This window comes from Rhodococcus sp. NPDC076796 (assembly GCF_040702765.1).
In the GTDB taxonomy this organism is placed as follows: domain Bacteria; phylum Actinomycetota; class Actinomycetes; order Mycobacteriales; family Mycobacteriaceae; genus Rhodococcoides.
The window spans coordinates 23,795-46,769 of the sequence record NZ_JBFBMS010000003.1 but is presented as its reverse complement, the minus strand read 5'-3'; the positions used below and the strand labels follow the sequence as shown (position 1 = coordinate 46,769).

Below are 22,975 nucleotides of genomic sequence, written 5' to 3'. Positions count from 1 at the left end.
GGGCGCATGACATCCGATACTTCCGAACAGAATCTCGCCCGTCTGGCGCGGGCCGTGTTCGACGCGCAGCCGTTCACCCGGTTGCTCGGTGCCGAACTGATCTCGACGGCCGGAGGTCACGTCGAAGTTCGGCTCCGAAACAGGCCCGAGTTGCAGCAGCAACACGGTTTCGTGCACGGCGGCGTCATCAGCTATCTCGCCGACAACGCCGTGACCTTCGCCGGTGGAGTCGCACTCGGCGGGGACGCGGTGACATCGCAGTGCACCGTCGATTTCGCGAGGCCGGCAAAGGGCGAGTACCTGATCGCCCGCGCACACGCCGTGTCAGTCACACGCAGCCAGGCCGTCTGCCACTGCACCGTTCATTCGATCGACGGTGAGAAGGAACGCGTCGTCGCAGTCGCCCAGGGCACCGTCGTCACAGCGCGTACGTCTTGACCGGACTGGACAGTCAGCTCCGACGCCGAACCAACACCGTCTGAGCGATGCGACCGACCGGTCCCAGTTCGTCGCTGAGCGTGCCCGCACACATGGCGATGCCGTCCGGCCCGGTGGAGGTCTCGGCCGACACCCCGATCCAGTCACCCTGCGGCACTCGGAACACGTGCACGGTCAGGTCGGTGTTCAAGAACGTCCATTCGTCGATCGGGAGTTTCGCTCCGATTCCGTTCGCGATGTCCGCAATCGAGAAGAGTCTTTCCAGGGATGTCATCGATTCACCCTGCACGAGAGCAGGTATGGGCCTGGCCCAGATCTCGCCCGGCCCATCGGCACCGAGCCCGGTGAGGATCTTGAACTCGACGGCGTCGAGATAACCCGACGACCAGGTGCCACCGAACGTGTAGTCGACACCGTCGCTCACCGGTCGCATCACCGGATCGCCCGAGTGCGCAACGTCGTCGGTCGGCGTGGTGCGCATACGCCATGCGCTGCCGCGGGCCACCGCCCGCGCAGTTCCCGAGGTGCCGTCCGCCCAGAGTTCCGCCACGACGAGCTCGATATTGGTGCCGGGACGCTCTGTCCACGCTCGGATCTCGATGTCCCCGACCGGAACCGGCCCGAGGATGTCGACGGCCACGCGACTGATACGAGTGTCCTCCCTGGCGTCCACTCGTTCGAGCGCACGGACCAACAGCGCAGACGGCGGAGCCCCGTGCTGCATCGTCGGTGCCCACAGGCTGACGGTGTGCTCGGTCGCGGTGACCCTCTCGTGGCCCTTACTGCCGACACCGGCGGGAACGAAGAAGGCGTTCGGAACCGTCACAGCTCGGCTCCCACCGGTTCGGCAGCGGCCCGGGGCCACCCCGGATACGGCGGGGGAGTACCACCGAACTCCGGACACAGCGCCTGGTGATCGCACCACTTGCACAACGCACCCCGTTTGGCGCGGAAATCGCCGGTCTCGCCTGCGGCCAGAATCGCTTTCCAGATCGCCGAGAGCATGCGCTCGAACCTGCGCAGTTCGCCCTCGTCGGGGGTGTAGGTCAGCTCCTGTTTGTCGGAGAGATACATCAACTTCAGTTGCGCCGGAACGACTCCACGCATCCGCATGATCATCAGGGCATAGAACTTCATCTGGAACAGCGCCTTGGACTCGGTGAACTCCCGCGGCGCCCGGCCCGTCTTGTAGTCGACGACACGGATCATCCCGTTCGGAGCAACGTCGATCCGATCGATGAACCCGCGCAGCGGCGTACCGTCGTCCAGCACCACCTCCACTCGCTGTTCGCAGGATTCGGGCTCGAACCGGGTGGGGTCTTCCAGTTCGTAATAGCCGGCGACCAGCGCGCGAGCCCGGTCGAGAAACGCCGGCCTTTCGTCCACCGGAACCAGAGTCTCGATATCGGGCGACCGCGCGACCACTCGCTCCCACGCCGGGTCGACAAGCTCTCGTGCAGTGGTCGGCACACGATCCTGTGCGGGCAACGCGTACAGGGCCTCCAATGCGGCATGCACCACAGTTCCCTTCACCTGAGCTTCGGTGGAGGCCTCGGGAATTCGGTCGACGGCTCGAAGGCGATAGAGGAGCGGGCACTGCTTGAAATCACCTGCGCGCGAGGGCGACAACGCCGGTGTACTGCGGGAGCCGGACATCGACGGCGACTGGTGCGCACTGTCGCCGGGATCGACTAGCGGCAAGTCGATGGGCGTCGACACGGAAATACTCACGACTGCGACCCTATGCCGTTGGTCCGACATCTTCGGTCAAGGCCGTAGTCTGGCACGTCGAGTCGTCCCAGGTGTCGGACCGAACAGGTCGGGCGTCGAACAGAGCAACGAAAGCAGGTTCCGCTGTGCCGTCCGGTGATGCTGTGTCCTTCGGTGATTCCGCGTCCGCGTCGACGACCGACGGGCCCGAGGTCGACGCGATCGTCGACGCCCCGGTTCCCAGCGCGGACGTCCCCAATGCGGACGAGGTGGTCACCGCGACCGTCGACGAGATCGAACTGGACGAAGCTCTGACGACCGACGACGGCATACCGGCCGAGCCGGTACCGACCGGACCCGCCCGCAGCGGACCGTTCCGCGTAGGGGATCGAGTCCAGCTCACCGACGGGAAGGGCCGCCACTACACGGTGGTGCTCGAGGCGGGCAAGGAGTTCCACACCCACCGGGGCGGAATCACCCACGACAAACTGCTCGGTGCCGACGAGGGCAGCGTCGTCACGTCCGTCAACGGCACCCCCTACCTCGCGCTTCGGCCGCTGCTGACCGACTACGTACTGTCGATGCCGCGTGGCGCTCAGGTCATCTACCCCAAGGACGCAGCCCAGATCGTGCACGAGGGCGACATGTTCCCCGGGGCGCGCGTACTCGAGGCCGGTGCCGGATCGGGCGCTCTGACGTGCTCGCTGCTGCGTGCCGTCGGTACCGCAGGAACGGTCATGTCCTACGAGATCCGCCAGGACCACGCCGACTACGCGATCAAGAACGTCGAGACGTTCTTCGGAGAGCGGCCGTCCAACTGGCACCTGACGGTGGCCGACGTGGATCGGTTCGGTGTCGATCGTCCCGGTGAGCAGGTCGACCGGGTTGTCCTCGACATGTTGGCACCCTGGGACGCTCTGCCTGCGGTATCGAAGGCTCTCGTTCCCGGCGGCGTGCTGCTGGTCTATGTCGCTACGGTGACGCAGTTGTCCAAGGTCGTCGAAGCCCTTCGCGCGCAGGAATGCTGGACCGAACCCCGTTCGTGGGAGTCGATGGTGCGCGGGTGGCACGTCGTCGGACTGGCAGTTCGTCCCGAGCATCGGATGCAGGGACACACGGCATTCCTCGTCAGTGTCCGACGCCTCGCCGAGGGCACCGTCACGCCCAAGCCGCAACGTCGATCCGGCAAGGGCTGACCTTTCGGTCTAGGCGCAGGGAGCCTGTCCCATCGCGAGAATCTGGCAGGTGCTGGCATCGGAAAGCTTCCACTCGCCGTCGATCAGCACCCAGGTCTGAGGGGACGGAGCTGCCGTTCCCCGAGGAGTGGCGATCGCGACGTCGGCGGTGGATGTCTCGCCCTCGACCGTCGGTTCGGCAACCTCGAACGTGATCGCCCCGTAGTTCGCCAGAGCCGCGGTCATCGTGTCGAGGTTGGTCAGGCGTGCCTGCCCGTTCTCGATCGAGGCCGCCTTCGTCGCTGCGTCGACGTTCGGGGCCACCAGTTGCAGCAGAGATGCCTCGAGTTCATCGGATGTCGGGGGCGCGACGGCGGGTGTATCGGTTGCCGGGGCGTTGCCCTCGGCGACTGACGTCGAATTGTGATCGGTTTGATCGGATTCGTCGGCCGAGCTGCATCCGGCTACCGAAATCACCGCTGCCGCGAGCGCGACACCTACCGAGAAATTGCGCATCTTCACTGGTGAAGCCCCTGATTCCGTGGTCGGTCCGCTGTTTTGTCAGGTGAGGCTAACATGAACTCGACCGACGCTCGGGTGCGGTCGAGACACACTGCTTCTCCGTCCCGATCGTGGTGTCGGTCCGCACATTCGGGCCGGTGCCGGTAGCGTTGATAGATCGTCACTGGGAGGAGTCGCTCATGAGCTCAACAGACAATCCGGATGTGGCCGCGGCCAGAGCCGAACTGGACGCCGTGCGAGCCGAAGCTGCTTCACTGCGCCGTCAACTGGGGGAGTCCCCCGAGCAGGTACGCGAACTCGAAGGTCGCGTCGATTCGCTGGCGCTCCGCAACGCCAAGTTGATGGACACCCTGAAAGAGGCCAGGCAACAGCTCATCGCACTCCGCGAGGAAGTGGACCGCCTCGGCCAACCACCGAGCGGCTACGGCGTTCTGCTGAGCGTCTTCGACGACGGCACGGTCGACGTGTTCACCTCCGGACGCAAGATGAGGCTGACGTGTTCACCCAACATCGAGGCCGACTTACTTGCACCGGGACAGACGGTGCGACTGAACGAAGCGTTGACCATCGTCGAGGCCTGCACCTTCGACCAGGTCGGCGAAATCAGCACTCTGCGTGAGCTTCTGGGCGACGGATCGAGGGCACTCGTCGTCGGTCACGCCGACGAGGAGCGAGTCGTGTGGCTGGCCAAGCCGTTGATCGACATGGTCAACGACGAGGGCCCCATCGACCCGGACGAACCGTCCCGCAAACTCCGCCCCGGCGATTCCCTGCTCGTCGACACCAAGGCCGGCTACGCCTTCGAGCGTGTCCCCAAGGCCGAGGTGGAGGACCTGGTCCTCGAAGAGGTGCCGGACGTCGGATACGAGGACATCGGTGGTCTCGGTCGACAGATAGAGCAGATTCGCGACGCCGTCGAACTGCCGTTCCTGCACAAGGATCTGTTTCGCGAGTACTCCCTGCGTCCGCCCAAGGGTGTGCTGCTCTACGGCCCTCCCGGTTGCGGAAAGACGTTGATCGCCAAGGCGGTTGCCAACTCGTTGGCCAAGAAGATCGCCGAGGCCCGCGGGCAGGACGCCAAGGAAGCGAAGTCGTTCTTCCTCAACATCAAGGGCCCCGAACTGCTCAACAAGTTCGTCGGCGAGACAGAGCGGCACATCCGGATGATCTTCCAGCGCGCACGGGAGAAGGCGTCCGAGGGCACCCCGGTCATCGTGTTCTTCGACGAGATGGATTCGATCTTCCGCACCCGTGGTTCCGGCGTCTCGTCCGACGTCGAGACGACGGTCGTGCCGCAGCTGCTCGCGGAGATCGACGGCGTGGAGGGGCTGGAGAACGTGATCGTGATCGGTGCCTCCAACCGTGAGGACATGATCGACCCCGCGATCCTGCGGCCCGGTCGCCTGGACGTGAAGATCAAGATCGAGCGGCCCGACGCCGAATCGGCACAGGACATCTTCTCCAAGTACCTGACCGACTCGCTGCCGGTCAACGCCGACGATGTCGCCGAGTTCGGCGGAGACCGCGCTGCCTGCATCCGAGGGATGATCGACCGTGTCGTCGAGCGCATGTACGCCGAAAGCGACGACAACCGCTTCCTCGAGGTGACGTATGCCAACGGAGACAAGGAAGTTCTGTACTTCAAGGACTTCAACTCCGGTGCCATGATCCAGAACATCGTCGACCGCGCGAAGAAGTACGCCATCAAATCGGTACTCGAAACCGGCAACGGCGGTCTGCGAATTCAACATCTCTTCGACTCCATCGTCGACGAGTTCGCCGAGAACGAAGACCTGCCGAACACCACGAACCCGGACGACTGGGCTCGAATCTCCGGCAAGAAGGGTGAGCGGATCGTCTACATCCGCACGCTGGTCACCGGCAAGAACGCCAGTGCGAGCCGGGCGATCGACACCGAGGCCAATACCGGCCAGTACCTGTAGATCCTTCGTCGAGCAGTTTTCGGGGCGCGTCCGCACAGGGCGCGCCCCGAACTGCATCTGTCGGCCGTCTAGGCTCGACTTATGCAGCGCATCATCGGTATCGAGGTCGAGTACGGCATTTCTTCGCCTACCGAACCCACCGCCAACCCGATCCTGACGTCCACCCAGGCGGTGTTGGCGTACGCGGCAGCCGCCGGAGTGCCTCGGGCCAAGCGCACGCGCTGGGACTACGAGGTCGAGTCGCCGCTGCGTGATGCCCGCGGCTTCGACCTCGGACGCTTCAGCGGCCCGGCTCCGGTGATCGACGCCGACGAGATCGGCGCAGCCAACATGATTCTCACCAACGGTGCCCGCCTGTACGTCGATCACGCTCACCCCGAGTACTCGGCTCCGGAGGTACGTGACCCGCTGGACGCAGTCATCTGGGACAAGGCAGGCGAGCGCGTGATGGAAGCCGCCGCTCGCCACGCGTCGAGCGTCCCGGGAGCGCCGCGCCTTCAGCTGTACAAGAACAACGTCGACGGTAAAGGTGCGTCGTACGGCACCCACGAGAACTACCTGATGTCGCGCGAGACGCCGTTCTCGGCGGTCATCGCCGGTCTGTCGCCGTTCTTCGCTTCGAGGCAGGTCATCACCGGGTCGGGACGCGTCGGAATCGGCCAGTCCGGTGACGAAGCGGGCTTCCAGCTTTCGCAGCGGGCGGACTACATCGAGGTGGAGGTGGGCCTCGAGACCACCCTCAAGCGCGGCATCATCAACACGCGCGACGAACCGCACGCGGACGCGGACAAGTATCGCCGCCTGCATTGCATCATCGGCGACGCGAATCTCGCCGAGATGTCGACTTACCTCAAGGTCGGCACCACAGCGCTCGTGCTCGACATCATCGAAGCGGGAGTCGATCTGTCCGATCTGCAGCTGGCCAGGCCGGTGACCGCAGTCCATCAGATCAGCCACGATCCGACGCTGCGCAAGGCCGTCGCTCTCGCCGACGGCCGCGAACTCACCGGGCTTGCGCTGCAGCGGATCTACCACCAGCGCGTTGCGAAGTTCGTGGCCGCCGAGGGCAGTGACGATGCGCGCGCGCTGGACGTGCTCGACAAGTGGGCCATGGTTCTCGACCTGCTCGAGCGGGATCCGATGGAGTGTGCCCACCTGCTGGACTGGCCCGCGAAACTGCGCCTGCTCGAAGGCTTCCGCCAGCGGGAGGGGCTCGGGTGGTCGGCTCCGCGGCTGCATCTGGTCGACCTGCAGTATTCCGATGTGCGGCTGGACAAAGGCCTGTACAACCGGCTGGTCGCTCGCGGATCGATGGATCGACTGGTCACCGAGCAGCAGGTACTCGATGCCGTCGGCACGCCGCCGGAGGATACGAGGGCCTACTTCCGCGGCGAGTGCCTGCGCAAGTTCGGGGCCGACATCGCCGCGGCGAGCTGGGACTCGGTCATCTTCGATCTCGGCGGCGACTCCCTCGTTCGCATCCCGACCCTCGAGCCGCTCCGAGGCACCAAATCGCACGTCGGTGCACTGCTCGAGTCGGTCGACAGCGCCGCAGAGCTCGTCGATCAGCTCACCACCTGACGCACCCACAGACCGGTGGCGACCAATCGCGGTGTCTTGCCAACCGGCGGAGTCGGTCTGTCGGTAGGGTAAAGGTCCGTGCACTTTCGGCGGAACGTTCGGTTGCACTTGCACATCCACGACGGTGCACCTCGGATCGACCGGTGAGAGTGCAGTAGATCTGTTTTCTCGATATACGGAGGAGGTCGGCGACTATGGCACAGGAGCAGACACGGCGCTCTGGCGGCGGCGACGACGATGAGGTTCCCGGCGACACCGGAGCCGGTGGTCAGGAACGACGCGAGAAGCTGGCCGAGGAGACCGACGACCTTCTCGACGAGATCGACGACGTGCTCGAGGAAAACGCCGAGGACTTCGTCCGCGCCTACGTTCAGAAGGGCGGCCAGTGACGGTGGATCGTTCGGACCCACGGTCGGCCGGCGACGGAATGACGATCCCACTCGGGTCGAGCAGCTCGTCGTTCTCCGACTATCTTCGTCGGCACGCCCCCCACCTGTTGCCCGAGAGCGGTATCGCGGCGGATCTGGCGTCGCACACCGCCAACGGCACCACAGACAAGTCCGGCATCGCCCCGCACGGGACGACGATCGTCGCCCTGACCTACGCGGGCGGCGTACTGATCGCGGGTGACCGGCGAGCCACGCAGGGCAATCTGATCGCCAATCGCGACATGCAGAAGGTCTACGTCACCGACGACTACTCCGCCGCGGGTATCGCCGGAACCGCAGGCATCGCGATCGAGCTGGTCCGGCTCTTCGCCGTCGAACTCGAGCACTACGAGAAGATCGAAGGCGTTCCGCTCACGTTCAACGGCAAGGCCAACAAGTTGTCGTCGATGGTGCGAAGCAATCTCGGTGCCGCGATGCAAGGGCTTGCCGCCGTCCCGTTGCTGGTCGGATTCGACATCGACATCTCGGATCCGGATCGAGCCGGACGCATCGTGTCCTACGACGTGGTCGGCGGGCGATACGAGGAGCGTTCGGGTTATCACGCGGTGGGATCGGGATCGTTGTTCGCCAAGTCCGCGCTCAAGAAGCTCTATCGCCCCGGAATGACCGAGGAGGAGGCGATTCGTGCAGCGGTGGAATCGCTGTACGACGCCGCCGACGACGACTCGGCCACCGGTGGTCCGGACGTCACCCGCGGGATCTACCCGACGGCTGTCGCCATCACCAGTGTCGGGGCGGACGACGTTGCGCACGAGCGGATTTCGGCTGCCGCTCGGTCCGTCCTCGCGGAGCGGACCGAGAGTGCAGCGCATTCCGGCGGTGCCGAGCATCACACCCGGGCCGGCCAGCAAGTGAGCGAAGGGGGTAGCGCACCATGACGATGCCGTACTACGCATCTGCCGAACAGATCATGCGCGATCGTTCGGAGTTGGCGCGCAAGGGAATCGGCCGCGGCCGCAGCGTCATCGTGCTGACGTATGCGGACGGGGTCCTCTTCGTGGCCGAAAACCGTTCGACCGCGTTGCACAAGGTGAGCGAACTCTACGACCGGATCGGCTTCGCGGCCGTGGGCAAGTACAACGAGTTCGAGAACCTGCGCAAGGCCGGCATCCAGCACGCCGATATCAAGGGATACACCTACGATCGGCGTGACGTGACCGGCCGTTCGCTCGCCAAGACGTACGCGCAAGCACTCGGCACGATCTTCACCGAGCAGCTCAAGCCGTACGAGGTCGAGATCTGTGTCGCGGAGGTGTCGCATCAGGACGAGCCGGTCGCTACGCAGCTCTACCGCATCACCTACGACGGATCCATCGTCGACGAACAGGATTTCGTCGTCATGGGTGGCACGACCGAGCCGATCGTGGCCGCGCTGAAGGACACCTATCGTTCCGGCCTGGATCTGGCCGAAGCGGTACGGGTTGCTGTTGCCGCCCTCACGGCAGGTCCCGCGACGCCGCCCCCTGCGGGCGGTGAGCCGGAGAAGAAGGTCCTCGAGGTCTCGGCGCTCGAGGTCGCGGTGCTGGACCAGGCGCGGCCGCGACGAGCGTTCCGACGCATCGCCGGAGCTGCGCTGGAGGACATGCTGCCGACGCCGACTGCGTCGGTCGAGGCGGTCACCGACACCGAAGGTACACCGCCTTCCTGACCGGTGGTCCCGACATTCGTTCGGCCTCGTGCGCTATCGCTTTCGGTAGAGCACGAGGCCGTTCTTGTCGCTGGTGAACTCGAACCACGTTCCGTCGCCCACCACTTCGCCGTCGGCGGCGAGCGCAACGGGGGAGCCCTCCACCTCGACGGTCAACTGCTTCACCGCTCGACGAACGTACGCGGGCGACGAGCCGAGGGTGCCGGTCAACGTTGCCCACAGCAGTCTGGTTCTGGATGCCCTCGGCTCGGACGGAAGAAACCGAACATCGAGCGTTCCGGTGTGAATGCTGCTGCGAGACATGGGAACTTGATCGGCCGGTGCGTAGTTGCCGTTGCCGACGAACAGCATCCACACCGAATGTCTTGTGCCGTCGAGCCTGATGTTCAGTGGTTCCGCAGCTGCCAGGACCCTCGTCATCGCGATGGCGGCGGCCGGCCATTTACCTATTCGGCGTTGCAACTTCTGACGCAGCCGCACCGAGTCTGGGTAGCCACCGAACGTCGCGGTGTTGACGAACGACACACTGCGGCCGTCGACGGACACCTCGGCGATGTCGACCCGTTCGGCGGTGCCCGCTTCCACGGCGGCAGCAGTGTCCTCCACGACGGTCAACCCGGTGTCGCGCGCGAAGTGGTTGAGGGTGCCGCCCGGAAATGCTGCGAGCGGTAATCCGTTGCGCACCGCCGATGCAGCAACGCTGACCACCGTTCCGTCGCCACCGCACACACCGAGGGCACGCGGGGACGTGCTCCGAATTCGCTGTTCCAGTTGCTCGTTGAAGTCCTGATCGGGATTCGGCACGAACAGATCGGCATCGGGAAGTGCTCGACGGATCGCGTCGTGCACCGCGTCCGAATCGTCGCCCGAACCCGGATTGACGAGTACCAGCAGCCCCCGGCCGCCGGGCAGTGGATCGATCTCTACCGGGGAACCCAGATCGGCAGGCTTTTCCGATCGCACGGCCCACCAGCGACGGGTGGACAACGCGATGGCCGAGCCCAGAGCCGCACCGGCGATGACGTCGGTCGGCCAATGCACCCCGACGTGGACCCTGGAGTAACACACCGCGGCCGCAACGGGTGCCAGCAGCACGCCTGCCACCGGGGATTCGATCGCCACCGCTGTGACGAACGCGGCCGCCGACGCCGAATGCCCCGAGGGAAACGACGACGACACCGGCGGAGCCAGTACTTGACGCAGGACGGGAACCGACTCGGAATCGGGACGAGTCCGCGGGAAGAGTGGTTTGAGCAGCCCGTTCGCCACAGAGCTCGCACCGGCCAGTGCCACGAGCCCCCGGACGCCACCGCGTCGGGCCGGGCCACCTACGGCCACGAGAAGCGCAGCCGCGCCGAGCCACAGACGGCCGTGATCGGCGGCGTTGCTCAAGGCGCGCAGGCCACCGTCCGCTCTGCTCTGCCGCAGAGCAGCACTTCGCGCCACCAGGGACAGATCCCACGCGTGGACGGCCGTCGCGATCGAGGTACGCGTGGATGTCATGACGCCCAGCCTAGGCACGTGCGACGGCATCCTCACGGACGGACGACATCGGGGCGCTCCGACACATCGATTCGAGGGTTGCGTTGTAGTGTCGAAGTGTGCAGCGACGAATTATGGGCATCGAGACAGAGTTCGGTGTCACATGTACTTTCCACGGACATCGACGGCTGAGTCCGGACGAAGTGGCTCGCTATCTGTTTCGCCGAGTCGTCTCGTGGGGTCGCAGCTCGAATGTGTTCCTTCGCAACGGTGCCCGCCTGTACCTCGATGTGGGCTCGCACCCCGAGTACGCCACCGCCGAGTGCGACAGTCTGTTGCAGTTGGTCACCCACGACCGCGCCGGCGAGCGAGTACTGGAAGACCTGCTGATCGACGCCGAGCAACGCCTGGCAGAAGAGGGTATCGGAGGCGATATCTATCTGTTCAAGAACAACACCGACTCGGCGGGAAACTCCTACGGCTGCCACGAGAACTTTCTCGTGCAACGTGCCGGCGAGTTCTCCCGAATCTCGGACGTGCTGCTGCCGTTCCTGGTCACGCGTCAGTTGATCTGTGGCGCAGGCAAGGTACTCCAGACGCCGAAGGCTGCGACGTTCTGCCTCTCACAGCGCGCCGAGCACATCTGGGAAGGCGTCTCCTCGGCCACCACTCGTTCGCGACCCATCATCAACACTCGCGACGAGCCGCACGCCGACGCCGAGAAGTACCGCCGGCTGCACGTCATCGTGGGCGACTCGAACATGGCCGAGACCTCGACGATGCTCAAGGTCGGAACGGCAGCCCTCGTTCTCGAAATGATCGAGGCGGGCGTCTCCTTCCGAGATTTCGCACTGGACAATCCGATTCGCGCCATCCGCGAGGTCAGTCACGATCTCACCGGGCGGCGTCCCGTTCGACTCGCCGGGGGACGACAGGCCAGCGCCCTCGATATTCAGCGCGAGTACTACGCGCGAGCGGTCGAGCATCTCAAGACGCGCGAGCCGAACACTCAGGTGGAGCAGGTTGTCGATCTGTGGGGACGAACGCTCGACGCCATCGAGACACAGGATTTCGCGAAGGTGGACACCGAGATCGACTGGGTCATCAAGCGCAAACTGTTCCAGCGGTATCAAGACCGGTACTCGATGGAGCTGTCCGATCCCAAGATCGCGCAGTTGGACCTGGCCTATCACGACATCAAACGCGGCCGAGGAGTGTTCGACCTGCTGCAGCGCAAGGGTCTGGCCAAACGAGTCACCGAGGACGAACAGATCGACGAGGCCGTCGATCTGCCGCCCCAGACCACCCGAGCCAAGCTGCGCGGAGAATTCATCACGGCCGCTCAGGAGGCAGGTCGCGACTTCACGGTGGACTGGGTACACCTCAAGCTCAACGACCAGGCTCAGCGAACCGTGCTGTGCAAGGATCCGTTCCGCTCGGTCGACGAGCGAGTGGAACGGCTGATCGCATCGATGTAGCGCCGCACGCAGTCGGGTCGTTACCGCTGCGGCCACCGGTGAGCAACTAGGCTCGACTGTCGTGGCCACCACCAAAGTCGAACGCCTGATGAATCTGGTCATCTGTCTGCTGTCGACACGTCAGTTCCTGACCGCGGAGTGGATCCGCGAGAGCGTTGCCGGATACGACGACTCCACCAGCCACGAAGCGTTCAGCAGAATGTTCGAGCGAGACAAGAACGAACTGCGCGACCTCGGAGTCCCGTTGGAGACCGGTACCGCAACCAGATTCGGTGGCGTCGAGGGCTATCGCATCAATCGCGATGCCTACGAACTGCCCGACATCGACCTCACCAGCGAGGAATCGGCCGCCGTTGCGGTCGCCGTCAAACTGTGGGAATCGCCGGAGCTCACCTCCGCGGCACAGAGTGCGTTGCTCAAACTCCGAGCCGCCGGAATTCAGGTCGACCAGAACGAGTCCGCCGCAGCGGTGACCGCGGTTCCCGCACGCACCCGAGGCTCCGAACCCGCGCTGGGTGCCTTGCTGGCCGCGATCGACGACGGCAAGTCGGTACGGTTCCAACACCGCCCGTCGTTGACCGAGCCGTTCACCACCAGAACCGTCCAGCCGTGGGGTGTCGTGACGTTTCGCGGCCGCTGGTATCTGGTGGGACACGACGTGGACCGCGACGACACCCGCACGTTCCGACTGTCCCGAATCGGCGACGAGGTCAAGTCGTTCGGCACCCCGCAGAGCGTCCGCAAGCCCGACGGCGTCGATCTGCAGGACATCGTCCGTCGAGTGGCGGGCACGTCCTCGGTATCGGGCACGGCCCGGGTATGGCTACAGGACGGGAGGGCGCTGGAATTGCGCAGAATGGGAACGGTGGTCGGCGTGCAGAGTCTCGGCACCCGCAGCGGCACTGTCGTCGAGGTTCCCGTGCGGTCCTGGGATTGGGTCTCGCGGTTGATCGCCGGTCACGGCGCGGATGCGGTGGTGCTCGAACCCGCGGAACTGCGCGCCGACGTGATCTCCACCCTGCAGAAGGCGGCCGACGTGGAGAACGAGCGATGAGCGCACGACTGTCGGTTCGGCTGGCCAGGTTGCTCAACATGGTGCCGTTCTTCATGGCCAATCCCGGCTTGAGTGCCGAGGAGGCCGCGCGCGAGCTGGGGGTGTCGACGGCGACCCTGATGGCCGATCTCAATCAGCTCTGGATGTGCGGTCTGCCCGGCTACGGCCCAGGTGATCTCATCGATCTCTCGTTCTCCGAGGAGAGCATCGACGTGACGTTCTCGGCCGGAATCGATCGACCGCTACGCCTGACGTCGACCGAGGCGACGGCCCTGTTGGTTGCACTGCGGTCCCTGACCTCGATGCCCGGCATGGTCGATCCGTCCGCCGCTCAGCGCGCGATCGCGAAGATCGAGACCGCAGCGGGCTCGGCGGCGGCCAACGTGCCACTCTCGTCGGATCACGACGGCGCAGGTGCGGAAGAAGGCCCGGTCTCCGCCACCGTCCGATCTGCGCTGCGTCATCGGCACGCTCTGGAGCTGACCTACTATTCCGCATCGCGGGATGTCGTCACCGAGCGGACCGTCGACCCGATCAGGACGGTCGTCGTCGACGACAACAGCTATGTCCAGGCGTGGTGCCGAAGCGCCGAGGGAGTTCGGCTGTTCCGCTTCGACCGCATCGACTCGGCAACCGAACTCGACGAACCCGCCGCGCCGCCGGAATCGGTGCAGGACGAGGACGCCTTCGAGATCTTCAACGACGATCCCTCGCTGTCTCAGGCGCGGTTGAAGGTGTCGCCCGCCTTCACCTGGATCCTGGACTACTACCCGATGACCCAGGTCGCCGCGGATGCGGACGGGTCGATCGTGGTCACGATGCGGTTCGCGACGCTGCAGTGGATGACGCGATTGACCTTGGGCTTCGGTGGCGGCGTCACGGTACTGGCACCTGAATCCTTGGTGAACTCCGTCCGCGATCGAGCCCGCTCGGCCCTGGATGCGTACGCCGAGCTCGACGCCACCAGCGCGAACGGCACCGTCGCCACATGAACACGGGGCAAACCGGCACCCGCCGCTGCCGGAGGCGGCACCCGGGGTCGGGTACGCTCGGTTCATCTGATCTGTAGGAGGTTCGCATGGGATTCACCAGTCCTTGGCACTGGGCCATCGTTGCGGTGGTCGTCATCATTCTGTTCGGTTCCAAGAAGCTGCCCGAGGCTGCTCGCGGACTCGGCCGGTCGTTGCGCATCTTCAAGAGCGAGGTGAAGGAGATGCAGAACGACGGCAAGTCCGACACCGACACTGCGACGGCGCAGCAGCCGACCGCTCCCGCTCAGCTGCCCTCTCCCGCGCCGGTCGTGCAGCCGACCAGCGAGACCCAGCACGACGCCAAGTCTGCCTGAGCGCAAGGCCGCTCAGCACGCCTTCGGTGCCAGGTGGCACCGAAGGTTCACTGCTGTCGGTGACGGCCTATCGCCGTCGTCCGACCGAAGAAGGCTGACCGTAGAACACCATGCGCATTCCGTTCGATCCGCGGCGTAGCAAGCGCCGAGTCAATCCCGACGGCACGATGTCGTTGGTCGATCACCTGTACGAGCTGCGAACCCGGCTCCTGTGGTCGTTGGTTGCCGTCGCGCTGACGACTGCCTTCGGGTTCTTCTGGTACTCGCACACCATCCTCGGCGTCGAGAGCCTCGGCGACCTCCTACGGGGCCCCTACTGCACACTCGACCCCAGCCTGCGCGCGAACCTGAACGACGACGACCAGTGTCGACTGCTGGCCACCGGCCCGTTCGATCAGTTCCTGTTGCGGTTCAAGGTCGCGTTCACCGCGGGCGTCGTCATGGCCTGCCCCATCTGGCTGTATCAGATCTGGGCCTTCATCACTCCGGGCCTGTACGCCAACGAACGGCGACACGCGGTCTCGTTCGTCTCCGGAGCGGCAGCGCTGTTCGTCGCCGGAGCCGTCCTGGCCTACTACGTGGTCGCCAAGGGCCTGCACTTCTTGCTCTCCATCGGCGACAACGTGCAGATCACCGCCCTCAGCGGCGATCAGTACTTCGGATTCCTGATCAACCTCCTCATCATCTTCGGCGTCAGCTTCGAGATTCCGTTGCTGGTCGTCGCCCTGAACTTCGTCGGCGTACTCACCTACGAGAGACTCAAGGCGTGGCGTCGAGGTCTCATCTTCGGGCTGTTCGTCTTCGCGGCCATCGCAACTCCGGGGCAGGACCCGTTCTCGATGCTGGCATTGGCCTTGGCGTTGACGGTGCTCTTCGAAATGGCAGTGCAGATTGCGCGAATTCACGACAAGCGTAAGTTGCGCAAGAGAAGAGACGAATGGGGTGATGTGTCAGATGACGAAGCAACGCGCATCGACGGCGCAGGTTCGATCGAGTCACCGGATGCCGTCGCTCCGACACCGCCGTCCAACGGCTTCGGTACCGCGACCCGAGCACAGGCACAGTACGACGACACGATCTGACCTCGGTCGAACCGCCGGGTCGATCGCATGACCGAGACGGTTGTCGATACGGGGACAAGCCCCCGACCCACCCAGCTGCAACGCTTCTCGGCAGAGCTCGGCTTCCCCCTCGACCGGTTCCAGGTGGATGCCTGCACCGCCCTGGAGAACGGTCACGGTGTTCTGGTCTGTGCCCCCACAGGTGCGGGCAAGACCGTGATCGGCGAGTTCGCGGTGCACTTGGCGCTCGCCGCCGGACGTAAGTGCTTCTACACCACCCCGATCAAGGCGCTGAGCAACCAGAAGTTCGCCGAGCTGACCGCGCGGTACGGGCGTGACACGGTCGGGCTGCTGACCGGAGACTCGTCGATCAACCCCGATGCCCCCATCGTCATCATGACGACCGAAGTGCTGCGCAACATGCTCTACGCATCCTCGGACGCATTGCGGGGGCTCTCGCACGTCGTCATGGACGAGGTGCACTACCTCGCCGACCGATTCCGAGGCGCGGTGTGGGAGGAGGTCATCCTGCACCTGTCCGACGACGTTCGACTGGTCAGCCTGTCGGCAACGGTGAGCAACGCCGAGGAGTTCGGTGCCTGGATGAGCACGGTTCGCGGTGACACCTCGGTCGTGGTGGACGAGAACCGTCCGGTGCCCCTCTCGCAGCACATCATGGTGGGCCGCCGCTTGTTCGATCTGTTCGACACGCGCGCCCAGTCGGCGGACGGCAGTCAGAAGGTCGTCGTCGATCGGGAACTCGTGCGACACGTCAAACAACGTCAGTCCCTCGACTCGATGGACCGCTGGCACGCTCCGCACAGCAGAGGCCGCGGCGGTCGGGCAGGCGGCGGAGGTCGCGGTGGCGGTCATGGCAGCGGTGCGAACAACCGCCCACTGGCCCGACCCGATGTGATCGCCAAGCTCGACGAAGAGGGTCTGCTCCCGGCGATCACGTTCATCTTCAGCCGCGCCGGGTGCGACGGCGCTCTGACGCAGTGCATGCGTTCGCGGCTGGTGCTGACCACGCCCGAGCAGGCCGAGGAGATTCGGTACATCGCCGAGAAGCACACCTCGGAACTGCCGCGCGAGGACCTCGAAGTGCTGGGTTTCTGGGAGTGGCGCGACGCACTCGAGCGCGGATTCGCCGCCCATCACGCGGGGATGTTGCCGGTCTTTCGGCACACCGTCGAGGAGTTGTTCGTCAAGGGCCTGGTCCGCGCGGTGTTCGCCACCGAGACCCTGGCTCTGGGGATCAACATGCCGGCCCGAACCGTCGTGCTGGAGAAGCTGGTCAAGTTCAACGGCGAAACGCACGCCGAGTTGACGCCGGGGGAGTACACGCAGCTGACGGGCCGGGCCGGACGCCGCGGCATCGACGTCGAAGGACATGCCGTCGTGCTGTGGCAGCCGGGCACGGAGCCGACCGAGGTTGCGGGGTTGGCGTCGACCCGTACGTTCCCGCTGCGCAGTTCGTTCGCGCCTGCCTACAACATGTCGATCAACCTGATCGAACAGTTCGGCGCGGCAGATTCGCGTCTGCTGCTCGAACGGTCCTTCGCACAGTTCCAGGCCGACCGCTCCGTCGTGGGGATGGTGCGCGGTATCGAGAAGAACATGCAGACGTTGGAGGCGCTCAGTGCACGGCTCGGAGGCCCCGACGGCGAGTATTTCGAGTACGCGCGGCTGCGCGAGCGACTGAAGGATCGCGAGAAGACCCTCGAACGCCAGAGCAGGTCCGATCGGCGGGACAAGGCCGTCGATTCGCTGCGTGCCCTGCGCCGCGGCGACGTGATCTCGGTGCCGACCGGTCGCCGCAGCGGCCTGGCCGTGGTGCTCGAGCCGGATGACGACCGAGCCGATCCGCGGCCGCTCGTGCTGACCGAGGACAAGTGGGCCGGACGACTCTCGGCGGCGGACTTCCCTTCACCTGCAACACCTCTGGGCACCATGCGGCTTCCTCGCTTCGTCGACCATCGCACTGCGAAGACCCGGCGTGACCTGGCAACCGCCCTGGTCACCCGCGGAATCTCGCAGCCGTCGGACCGCATCCGACGCAAATCGACCGCAGCGGACGACAAGGAACTTGCCACACTCCGACGAGCCATCCGCTCGCATCCGGTGCACGCGCGCCCCGACCGCGACGAGCTCGGCCGCACCGGTGAGCGCTACAACCGACTGGCGCGCGAGACCGAAACGATGCGCCAGAAGGTATCGGCCACGACGAACTCCCTCGCCCGGACGTTCGATCGCATCCTGGCGTTGCTCGCCGACCGCGGTTATGTGACGGCGGGCAAGGATCCGAAGGTCACCGACGACGGCGCAAGGCTGAGCCGAATCTATTCCGAGTCCGATCTACTGGTCGCCGAGTGCTTGCGCGGCGGGCTGTGGCAGGGCCTTTCTCCGGCAGAGTTGGCGGCGGTGGTCTCGGCGGTGGTCTACGAGTCCAGGTCGGAGGGTGACATCACTCCGCACGGTCCGACGGGTCCGATTCGACACGCGCTGACCGAAACGGTGCGGGTATGGCACGAGTTGCGGTCCGACGAAGTTCGGCACAAGCTTCCGCCGACGAGAGAACCCGACATGGGCTTCGTGAAGGCGATCTACAAGTGGGCGTCGAACCACTCGTTGGTCGATGCTCTCGTCACCGCGGGTGACAACGGCAAAGCACTGTCCGGCGGAGACTTCGTGCGCTGGTGTCGGCAGGTGATCGACCTGTTGGATCAGGTTCGGCTCGCGGCCCCGGAGCCGGAACTGTCGCGAACTGCGGCGCGGGCGATCGCGGCCCTGCGCCGCGGCGTGGTCGCCGTCGATGCCGCATGACAGGCGAGAATCGGACTGCCGGGTCGGTACAGCGGAGAGTCGTACGGGCGGGATACTGTACCCCCGACGAATCCGAATTTTCAGTGGAGGCGAGATGAGCGGCCCATACGGTCCGACCGATCCGGACAACAGCTGGTCGCGCAAGCCCGATCAGCAGGACGGTGCCGCGAAAGACACGCCGGAGACGCAGCCTGGCGGTCCCTCCGCCGATCCACAGACTCCGACACCAGCGGCGTGGGATCAGTACGGACAGCCGCCGGCCGCGCCGTACGGCGAACCCGATCGGAGTGCGTACGGGCAGAGCCCGCAGCAGCCCAGGGGGCAATACCCGCAGGGGCAGTACCCGCAGGGGCAGTACCCACAAGGTCAATACCCACAAGGTCAATATCCGCAGGGTCAGTACCCCCCTGCCGGCTATCCGCAGGGGCAATACCCCCAGGCTCCGAACGCACAGGGCGGCTACCCCCAGGGGCAGTACCCCCAAGGCCCGAACCCCCCTGCGCAATACCCGGCCGGTCAGCAGTACGGCGCGCCCTATCCCGGTGCCGGTGCGCCTGCATCGGGCGATGCGGCATACCAGAACCCCTATGCACCAAAGCAATTCGGTAGTGGGCAATACGGGCCAGGGCAATACGGTCAGCAACCACAGCAGCCCTTCAATCCCAATCAGCAGTATCCGAACCAGCAGTATCCGAACCAGCAGTATCCGAATCAGCAGGGGCCCGGGCAGGCCGGGTCCAAGTCGACGAAGCCCCTGATCATCGCAGGTGCCGTCATCGCAGTGGTCGCAGTGATCGCGGTGGTGTCGTTCTTCGCCTTCGGTCGCACGACCACCCTCGACACTGCTGCGGCCGAGGAGGGTATTCGAACGGTCGTCACCGAGTCCTACGGTGCGTCCGACGTCTCCGGTGTGTCCTGCCCCCAGGACATCGAGGTCGAGGCCGGGACCAGTGTCGATTGCACCCTGACGGTCGACGGTGCGTTCAGGACGGTGACGTTGACCTTCCTCGACAACGACGCGAACTACGAGGTCTCCCTACCCAAGTAGACCGGCTCGGCCACTCGGGTCAGTTCTTCGACGCCGTGGCCGCCATCGCAGAGACGAGGCGGTTCACGGCGTTCTCGATTCCGAGGGTCTCGGCGAGAGTGTTCAGCGCGTCGAGATCGGTGGGCTCGGCTGGAATCTCGTCGGACTTCGACAGGACGACATCGGCGTCGGTGACGACTCGGACGACGGGAAGTGCGGCGTCCAGATACTCGCTCGCATTGGCCAGCTTCGCCCGGATGCCCTTGGCCATGTCCGAGGACGGATCGAGTGCCGCAGCACGCAGCGCAGCGACGGATTCGTAGTTCAGCATCAGCGTCGACGCCGTCTTCTCCCCGATTCCTTTGACGCCGGGCAGGCCGTCGGAGGCATCGCCGCGCAGGAGGGCGAGTTCCGCGTACGCCTCGCCCGCTCGATGAAGTGGCACACCGTAGCGCTCGGAAACCAGTGCGGGATCGAACAATTCGGCTTTGGCCAACCCACGGCCCACGTACAGAACGCGCACCTCGTTCGGCTCGTCAGCGGCAACCTGAAGCAGGTCTCTGTCTCCACTGACCACGACCACGGGGTCCTGACGCTCGCGCGCTGCCAGGGTTCCCAGCACGTCGTCGGCTTCGAGGCCCTCTGCGCCTGCGGTCGCGATCCCCAATGCGGCGAGCACATCCATGATCATGTCCACCTGTGGTGTCAGTGTCTCCGGCACCTCTTCGCTCTCGGCGACCTCCGGCGCGGCCTCGGCAACACGATGCGCCTTGTAGGACGGCACCAGGTCGACGCGAAACTGTGGCCGCCAGTCGAGATCGAGGCACACCGCCAGTCGGCTGGGTTCGGTGCGCGCGATCAACGCCGAAATCATGTCGAGGAAGCCTCGGACGGCATTGACGGGTCGGCCATCGGGGGCCGTAATCGACTCGGGCAGTGCGTAGTAGGCCCTGAACCACAGGCTCGCGCCGTCGAGGAGCAGCAGCGGCGACTTTCCGGGGGCGGTCATGGGGCTCATCTTGCCAAACGGCACTAGCCTGGTGGGATGAGTGTCGATTCTTCGGTCAGTTCCTCACGTTTCTCCAGCGATGTCTACGCGTCCAGACTCGCCCGCGCGGCTCGCCTGACGTCGGAAGCAGGCTTGGATGCCCTGTTGATCACCCCGGGTCCGGATCTGCAGTACCTGATCGGATCGAAGGCCAGTTCGTTCGAGCGTCTCATCGCTCTGGTCGTTCCCGCGGACGGCAGCACCCCCACGGTCGTGGTTCCTCGGCTCGAGCTCGCCGCACTGGGCGATTCCGCGGCGCAAGAGCTGTCTCTGACGCTCGTCGACTGGGTCGACGGTGCGGATCCGTACGCACTGGTGGCATCGGCAGTTCCCGGTGGAACGAGAACAGCCGTCGCCGACGCCACGCCCGCCCTACATTTCGTGCCGCTGGCGGGCGTCTTCGGCACGGTCCCGGTGCTGGCCACCGACGTGCTTCGCGAACTCCGAATGGTCAAGGATGCGGCCGAGATCGCCGCGTTGCGGCGCGCCGGGCACGCCATCGACCGCGTGCACGCCCGTATGGGTGAATGGCTTCGAGTGGGCCGCACGGAAGCGCAGATCGCCGCGGACATCGCGGCCGCGATCGTCGAAGAAGGCCACACGGCACCGGAATTCATCATCGTCGGGTCCGGGCCTCACGGTGCCGATCCGCACCACGAGGTCTCCGATCGAGTCGTCGAGGCTGGCGACGTCGTGGTGATCGACATCGGGGGACCTGTCGCACCGGGATACAACTCCGACTCCACCCGCACCTACAGTCTCGGCGAGCCCTCGGCGGAGGTCGCCGAGCAGTACGCGGTACTCGAGCGGGCCCAGCAGGCAGCTGTCGATGCGGTGGTGCCCGGTGTCACGGCGCAGTCCATCGATGCGGCCGCCCGCGACGTCCTGGTCGACGCCGGTCTGGGCGAGGCGTTCCTGCACCGCACCGGCCACGGGATCGGCCTGTCGGTACACGAAGAGCCGTACATCGTTGCGGGAAACGACATCACGCTCACCGAGGGGATGGCGTTCAGCATCGAGCCGGGAATCTACTTCCGCGGACAGTGGGGTGCACGCATCGAGGACATCGTCGTCGTCACCGCAGACGGCTGCGAGTCGGTCAACCTCAGGCCGCACGGTCTGGCCGTCCTGCCGGTGTGATGCCACCGGGCGAGGCCGAGTTCGTCTCGGTCGTTCGATCCAATCCTGCTGTCGACGAGATACTTCGACGCGCACCGCAGCTGGGGCTCCCCGGGTGGTATCTGACAGCGGGTGGCCTCTTCCAGACGGTGTGGAACCACCTGGCCGGTCGGGACCTGCGTGCGGGAATTCGGGACTACGACTTCTTCTACTTCGACGACTCCGATCTGTCCTACGATGCGGAGAACGAGGTGATCGAGCGCGTGGATTCGGTGTTCGCCGACCTCGGTGTGGACATCGAAGTACGCAACGAGGCGCGCGTACACCTGTGGTACGAGGAGCATTTCGGCACTGCGATCGCACCGTACCGAAGTACCGAGGATGCGATCGATCACTTCGTCTCCACCACATGCTGCTTCGGCATCACCACGGGCCAGGGCGGTGCGGATGTCGTGTACGCACCGCACGGATTCGACGATCTCTTCGCGGGAATCGTGCGGCCGAACCCGCGGTTGCCGATGCAGCACGTGTACGAGGCCAAGGCGGCCCGATGGACGACCGAGTGGCCGAGCCTCACCGTTCTGCCGTGGCCGTGAGGGCTGTGGTGACGGCTCGCTACCGGTCGAGCAGCGAACGGCTACCCAGTACCCGCTGCACCTGAATCTCGATCACGACCCGGGTGGGGTTCTCTCTCGGTACGCGATAGCGCTGCGCATAGCGGTTCTCCGCATCGACGACCGACTCTCGATCGTTCCGGACCGACGCGGGCCCCTCCAACGTCAGCCAGCGAGCGCCGTCGATCTGAGTGACGGCGGCATAGGCACCCCGTCCGGCGTTGATGGCCTTCTGCGACACGTCGTTGGTGATGACCCGGGCAATCTGCGCGTCGCCGTCGTAGGTAAAGCCGACGGCCACGACGTGCGGGGTTCCGTCCGTGCGCAGTGTCGTCAGAGTGGCAAGGTGCCTCTCGGTGAGGAATTCGATTGCGTCGTCGGTGAGTGAAGTCGCGTCAGCGGGTTGTGCGGCCATAACCCGACTGTAGTGAACGGTGTTCGATCGGCAAGACTGGTCG

Annotated in this window: 22 protein-coding genes; 16 read left to right on the top strand and 6 right to left on the bottom strand. The window is 65.3% G+C overall.

Annotation, left to right across the window (positions count from 1 at the left end):
* Nucleotides 1-6 precede the first annotated feature (6 nt).
* Nucleotides 7-438, top strand: coding sequence for a PaaI family thioesterase (locus AB0366_RS10425; protein ID WP_366243905.1), 432 nt, complete (start codon nucleotides 7-9; stop codon nucleotides 436-438).
* Between the two features lie 13 nt (nucleotides 439-451).
* Here AB0366_RS10425 and AB0366_RS10420 read toward each other — a convergent pair whose 3' ends face one another.
* Both AB0366_RS10420 and AB0366_RS10415 read right to left on the bottom strand, forming a co-directional pair.
* Nucleotides 452-1,264: a thioesterase family protein gene (locus AB0366_RS10420; RefSeq protein ID WP_366243904.1), complete on the bottom strand. Its 813-nt coding sequence runs from the start codon at nucleotides 1,262-1,264 to the stop codon at nucleotides 452-454.
* Complete coding sequence (locus AB0366_RS10415) at nucleotides 1,261-2,094, bottom strand: RecB family exonuclease (protein WP_366244391.1); 834 nt, start codon at nucleotides 2,092-2,094, stop codon at nucleotides 1,261-1,263. Before AB0366_RS10415 ends, AB0366_RS10420 begins: the two co-directional genes overlap by 4 nt.
* Nucleotides 2,095-2,477: 383 nt before the next feature.
* Between AB0366_RS10415 and AB0366_RS10410 the strand changes: the two genes are divergently transcribed.
* Nucleotides 2,478-3,344: a tRNA (adenine-N1)-methyltransferase gene (locus AB0366_RS10410; protein WP_366244389.1), complete on the top strand. Its 867-nt coding sequence runs from the start codon at nucleotides 2,478-2,480 to the stop codon at nucleotides 3,342-3,344.
* Nucleotides 3,345-3,353: 9 nt separating this feature from the next.
* Here the strand turns inward: AB0366_RS10410 and AB0366_RS10405 are convergent, their stop codons facing one another.
* Nucleotides 3,354-3,839, bottom strand: coding sequence for a hypothetical protein (locus AB0366_RS10405; protein WP_366244388.1), 486 nt, complete (start codon nucleotides 3,837-3,839; stop codon nucleotides 3,354-3,356).
* Nucleotides 3,840-4,024: 185 nt separating this feature from the next.
* On the opposite strand from AB0366_RS10405, the gene arc reads away from it, so the two are divergent.
* From arc to prcA, 5 genes are all read left to right on the top strand, one after another.
* Nucleotides 4,025-5,788, top strand: coding sequence for a proteasome ATPase (gene arc, locus AB0366_RS10400; protein WP_366243903.1), 1,764 nt, complete (start codon nucleotides 4,025-4,027; stop codon nucleotides 5,786-5,788).
* A gap of 81 nt (nucleotides 5,789-5,869) precedes the next feature.
* Nucleotides 5,870-7,369, top strand: a complete 1,500-nt coding sequence (gene dop, locus AB0366_RS10395) for a depupylase/deamidase Dop (protein WP_366243902.1) — start codon at nucleotides 5,870-5,872, stop codon at nucleotides 7,367-7,369.
* A gap of 194 nt (nucleotides 7,370-7,563) precedes the next feature.
* Nucleotides 7,564-7,758 (top strand): ubiquitin-like protein Pup, encoded by a 195-nt coding sequence (locus AB0366_RS10390; protein WP_008716348.1) that lies wholly within the window; start codon nucleotides 7,564-7,566, stop codon nucleotides 7,756-7,758.
* Between the two features lie 38 nt (nucleotides 7,759-7,796).
* Complete coding sequence (prcB, locus tag AB0366_RS10385) at nucleotides 7,797-8,696, top strand: proteasome subunit beta (protein WP_259468163.1); 900 nt, start codon at nucleotides 7,797-7,799, stop codon at nucleotides 8,694-8,696.
* The gene (gene prcA / locus AB0366_RS10380) at nucleotides 8,693-9,466 is read left to right on the top strand and encodes a proteasome subunit alpha (RefSeq protein ID WP_366243901.1); all 774 of its coding nucleotides are present in this window, start codon (nucleotides 8,693-8,695) and stop codon (nucleotides 9,464-9,466) included. Before prcB ends, prcA begins: the two co-directional genes overlap by 4 nt.
* Before the next feature lie 33 nt (nucleotides 9,467-9,499).
* Here prcA and AB0366_RS10375 read toward each other — a convergent pair whose 3' ends face one another.
* Nucleotides 9,500-10,969 carry a phosphatase PAP2 family protein gene (locus AB0366_RS10375; RefSeq protein WP_366243900.1) on the bottom strand — a complete coding sequence of 490 codons (1,470 nt, stop codon included), beginning with the start codon at nucleotides 10,967-10,969 and terminating at the stop codon, nucleotides 9,500-9,502.
* A gap of 98 nt (nucleotides 10,970-11,067) precedes the next feature.
* On the opposite strand from AB0366_RS10375, the gene pafA reads away from it, so the two are divergent.
* From pafA to AB0366_RS10340, 7 genes are all read left to right on the top strand, one after another.
* Complete coding sequence (gene pafA / locus AB0366_RS10370; RefSeq protein ID WP_170944814.1) at nucleotides 11,068-12,426, top strand: Pup--protein ligase; 1,359 nt, start codon at nucleotides 11,068-11,070, stop codon at nucleotides 12,424-12,426.
* Nucleotides 12,427-12,487: 61 nt separating this feature from the next.
* Nucleotides 12,488-13,480, top strand: coding sequence for a YafY family protein (locus AB0366_RS10365; protein WP_121869868.1), 993 nt, complete (start codon nucleotides 12,488-12,490; stop codon nucleotides 13,478-13,480).
* Nucleotides 13,477-14,472, top strand: coding sequence for a YafY family protein (locus AB0366_RS10360; protein ID WP_121869867.1), 996 nt, complete (start codon nucleotides 13,477-13,479; stop codon nucleotides 14,470-14,472). Before AB0366_RS10365 ends, AB0366_RS10360 begins: the two co-directional genes overlap by 4 nt.
* 86 nt (nucleotides 14,473-14,558) lie before the next feature.
* Nucleotides 14,559-14,825, top strand: coding sequence for a Sec-independent protein translocase subunit TatA (gene tatA, locus AB0366_RS10355; RefSeq protein ID WP_121869866.1), 267 nt, complete (start codon nucleotides 14,559-14,561; stop codon nucleotides 14,823-14,825).
* A gap of 110 nt (nucleotides 14,826-14,935) precedes the next feature.
* The gene (tatC, locus tag AB0366_RS10350; RefSeq protein WP_366243899.1) at nucleotides 14,936-15,907 is read left to right on the top strand and encodes a twin-arginine translocase subunit TatC; all 972 of its coding nucleotides are present in this window, start codon (nucleotides 14,936-14,938) and stop codon (nucleotides 15,905-15,907) included.
* A gap of 27 nt (nucleotides 15,908-15,934) precedes the next feature.
* The gene (locus tag AB0366_RS10345; RefSeq protein WP_366243898.1) at nucleotides 15,935-18,709 is read left to right on the top strand and encodes a DEAD/DEAH box helicase; all 2,775 of its coding nucleotides are present in this window, start codon (nucleotides 15,935-15,937) and stop codon (nucleotides 18,707-18,709) included.
* A gap of 94 nt (nucleotides 18,710-18,803) precedes the next feature.
* Nucleotides 18,804-19,757: a DUF4333 domain-containing protein gene (locus tag AB0366_RS10340; protein WP_366243897.1), complete on the top strand. Its 954-nt coding sequence runs from the start codon at nucleotides 18,804-18,806 to the stop codon at nucleotides 19,755-19,757.
* 19 nt (nucleotides 19,758-19,776) lie between these two features.
* Here the strand turns inward: AB0366_RS10340 and AB0366_RS10335 are convergent, their stop codons facing one another.
* The gene (locus AB0366_RS10335; protein ID WP_366243896.1) at nucleotides 19,777-20,754 is read right to left on the bottom strand and encodes a 5'-3' exonuclease; all 978 of its coding nucleotides are present in this window, start codon (nucleotides 20,752-20,754) and stop codon (nucleotides 19,777-19,779) included.
* A gap of 27 nt (nucleotides 20,755-20,781) precedes the next feature.
* On the opposite strand from AB0366_RS10335, the gene AB0366_RS10330 reads away from it, so the two are divergent.
* Nucleotides 20,782-21,924 (top strand): Xaa-Pro peptidase family protein, encoded by a 1,143-nt coding sequence (locus AB0366_RS10330; RefSeq protein WP_366243895.1) that lies wholly within the window; start codon nucleotides 20,782-20,784, stop codon nucleotides 21,922-21,924.
* A complete protein-coding gene (locus tag AB0366_RS10325; RefSeq protein ID WP_366243894.1) occupies nucleotides 21,924-22,499 on the top strand; it encodes a nucleotidyltransferase family protein in 576 nt (191 codons plus the stop codon). The genes AB0366_RS10330 and AB0366_RS10325 overlap by 1 nt, the downstream gene beginning before the upstream one ends.
* Before the next feature lie 19 nt (nucleotides 22,500-22,518).
* Here AB0366_RS10325 and AB0366_RS10320 read toward each other — a convergent pair whose 3' ends face one another.
* A complete protein-coding gene (locus tag AB0366_RS10320) occupies nucleotides 22,519-22,932 on the bottom strand; it encodes a TIGR03618 family F420-dependent PPOX class oxidoreductase (protein ID WP_366243893.1) in 414 nt (137 codons plus the stop codon).
* Between the last annotated feature and the right edge of the window lie 43 nt (nucleotides 22,933-22,975).

What these genes read in the sequence shown, in the direction of transcription:
- AB0366_RS10425 (WP_366243905.1), top strand. Translation starts at nt 7, where the DNA reads ATGACATCCGATACTTCCGAACAGAATCTCGCCCGTCTGGCGCGGGCC.
- AB0366_RS10415 (WP_366244391.1), bottom strand. Translation starts at nt 2,094, where the DNA reads ATGTCCGGCTCCCGCAGTACACCGGCGTTGTCGCCCTCGCGCGCAGGT.
- AB0366_RS10405 (WP_366244388.1), bottom strand. Translation starts at nt 3,839, where the DNA reads ATGCGCAATTTCTCGGTAGGTGTCGCGCTCGCGGCAGCGGTGATTTCG.
- arc (WP_366243903.1), top strand. Translation starts at nt 4,025, where the DNA reads ATGAGCTCAACAGACAATCCGGATGTGGCCGCGGCCAGAGCCGAACTG.
- dop (WP_366243902.1), top strand. Translation starts at nt 5,870, where the DNA reads ATGCAGCGCATCATCGGTATCGAGGTCGAGTACGGCATTTCTTCGCCT.
- AB0366_RS10390 (WP_008716348.1), top strand. Translation starts at nt 7,564, where the DNA reads ATGGCACAGGAGCAGACACGGCGCTCTGGCGGCGGCGACGACGATGAG.
- prcB (WP_259468163.1), top strand. Translation starts at nt 7,797, where the DNA reads ATGACGATCCCACTCGGGTCGAGCAGCTCGTCGTTCTCCGACTATCTT.
- prcA (WP_366243901.1), top strand. Translation starts at nt 8,693, where the DNA reads ATGACGATGCCGTACTACGCATCTGCCGAACAGATCATGCGCGATCGT.
- AB0366_RS10375 (WP_366243900.1), bottom strand. Translation starts at nt 10,969, where the DNA reads ATGACATCCACGCGTACCTCGATCGCGACGGCCGTCCACGCGTGGGAT.
- AB0366_RS10360 (WP_121869867.1), top strand. Translation starts at nt 13,477, where the DNA reads ATGAGCGCACGACTGTCGGTTCGGCTGGCCAGGTTGCTCAACATGGTG.
- tatA (WP_121869866.1), top strand. Translation starts at nt 14,559, where the DNA reads ATGGGATTCACCAGTCCTTGGCACTGGGCCATCGTTGCGGTGGTCGTC.
- tatC (WP_366243899.1), top strand. Translation starts at nt 14,936, where the DNA reads ATGCGCATTCCGTTCGATCCGCGGCGTAGCAAGCGCCGAGTCAATCCC.
- AB0366_RS10345 (WP_366243898.1), top strand. Translation starts at nt 15,935, where the DNA reads ATGACCGAGACGGTTGTCGATACGGGGACAAGCCCCCGACCCACCCAG.
- AB0366_RS10340 (WP_366243897.1), top strand. Translation starts at nt 18,804, where the DNA reads ATGAGCGGCCCATACGGTCCGACCGATCCGGACAACAGCTGGTCGCGC.
- AB0366_RS10335 (WP_366243896.1), bottom strand. Translation starts at nt 20,754, where the DNA reads ATGAGCCCCATGACCGCCCCCGGAAAGTCGCCGCTGCTGCTCCTCGAC.
- AB0366_RS10330 (WP_366243895.1), top strand. Translation starts at nt 20,782, where the DNA reads ATGAGTGTCGATTCTTCGGTCAGTTCCTCACGTTTCTCCAGCGATGTC.
- AB0366_RS10325 (WP_366243894.1), top strand. Translation starts at nt 21,924, where the DNA reads ATGCCACCGGGCGAGGCCGAGTTCGTCTCGGTCGTTCGATCCAATCCT.
- AB0366_RS10320 (WP_366243893.1), bottom strand. Translation starts at nt 22,932, where the DNA reads ATGGCCGCACAACCCGCTGACGCGACTTCACTCACCGACGACGCAATC.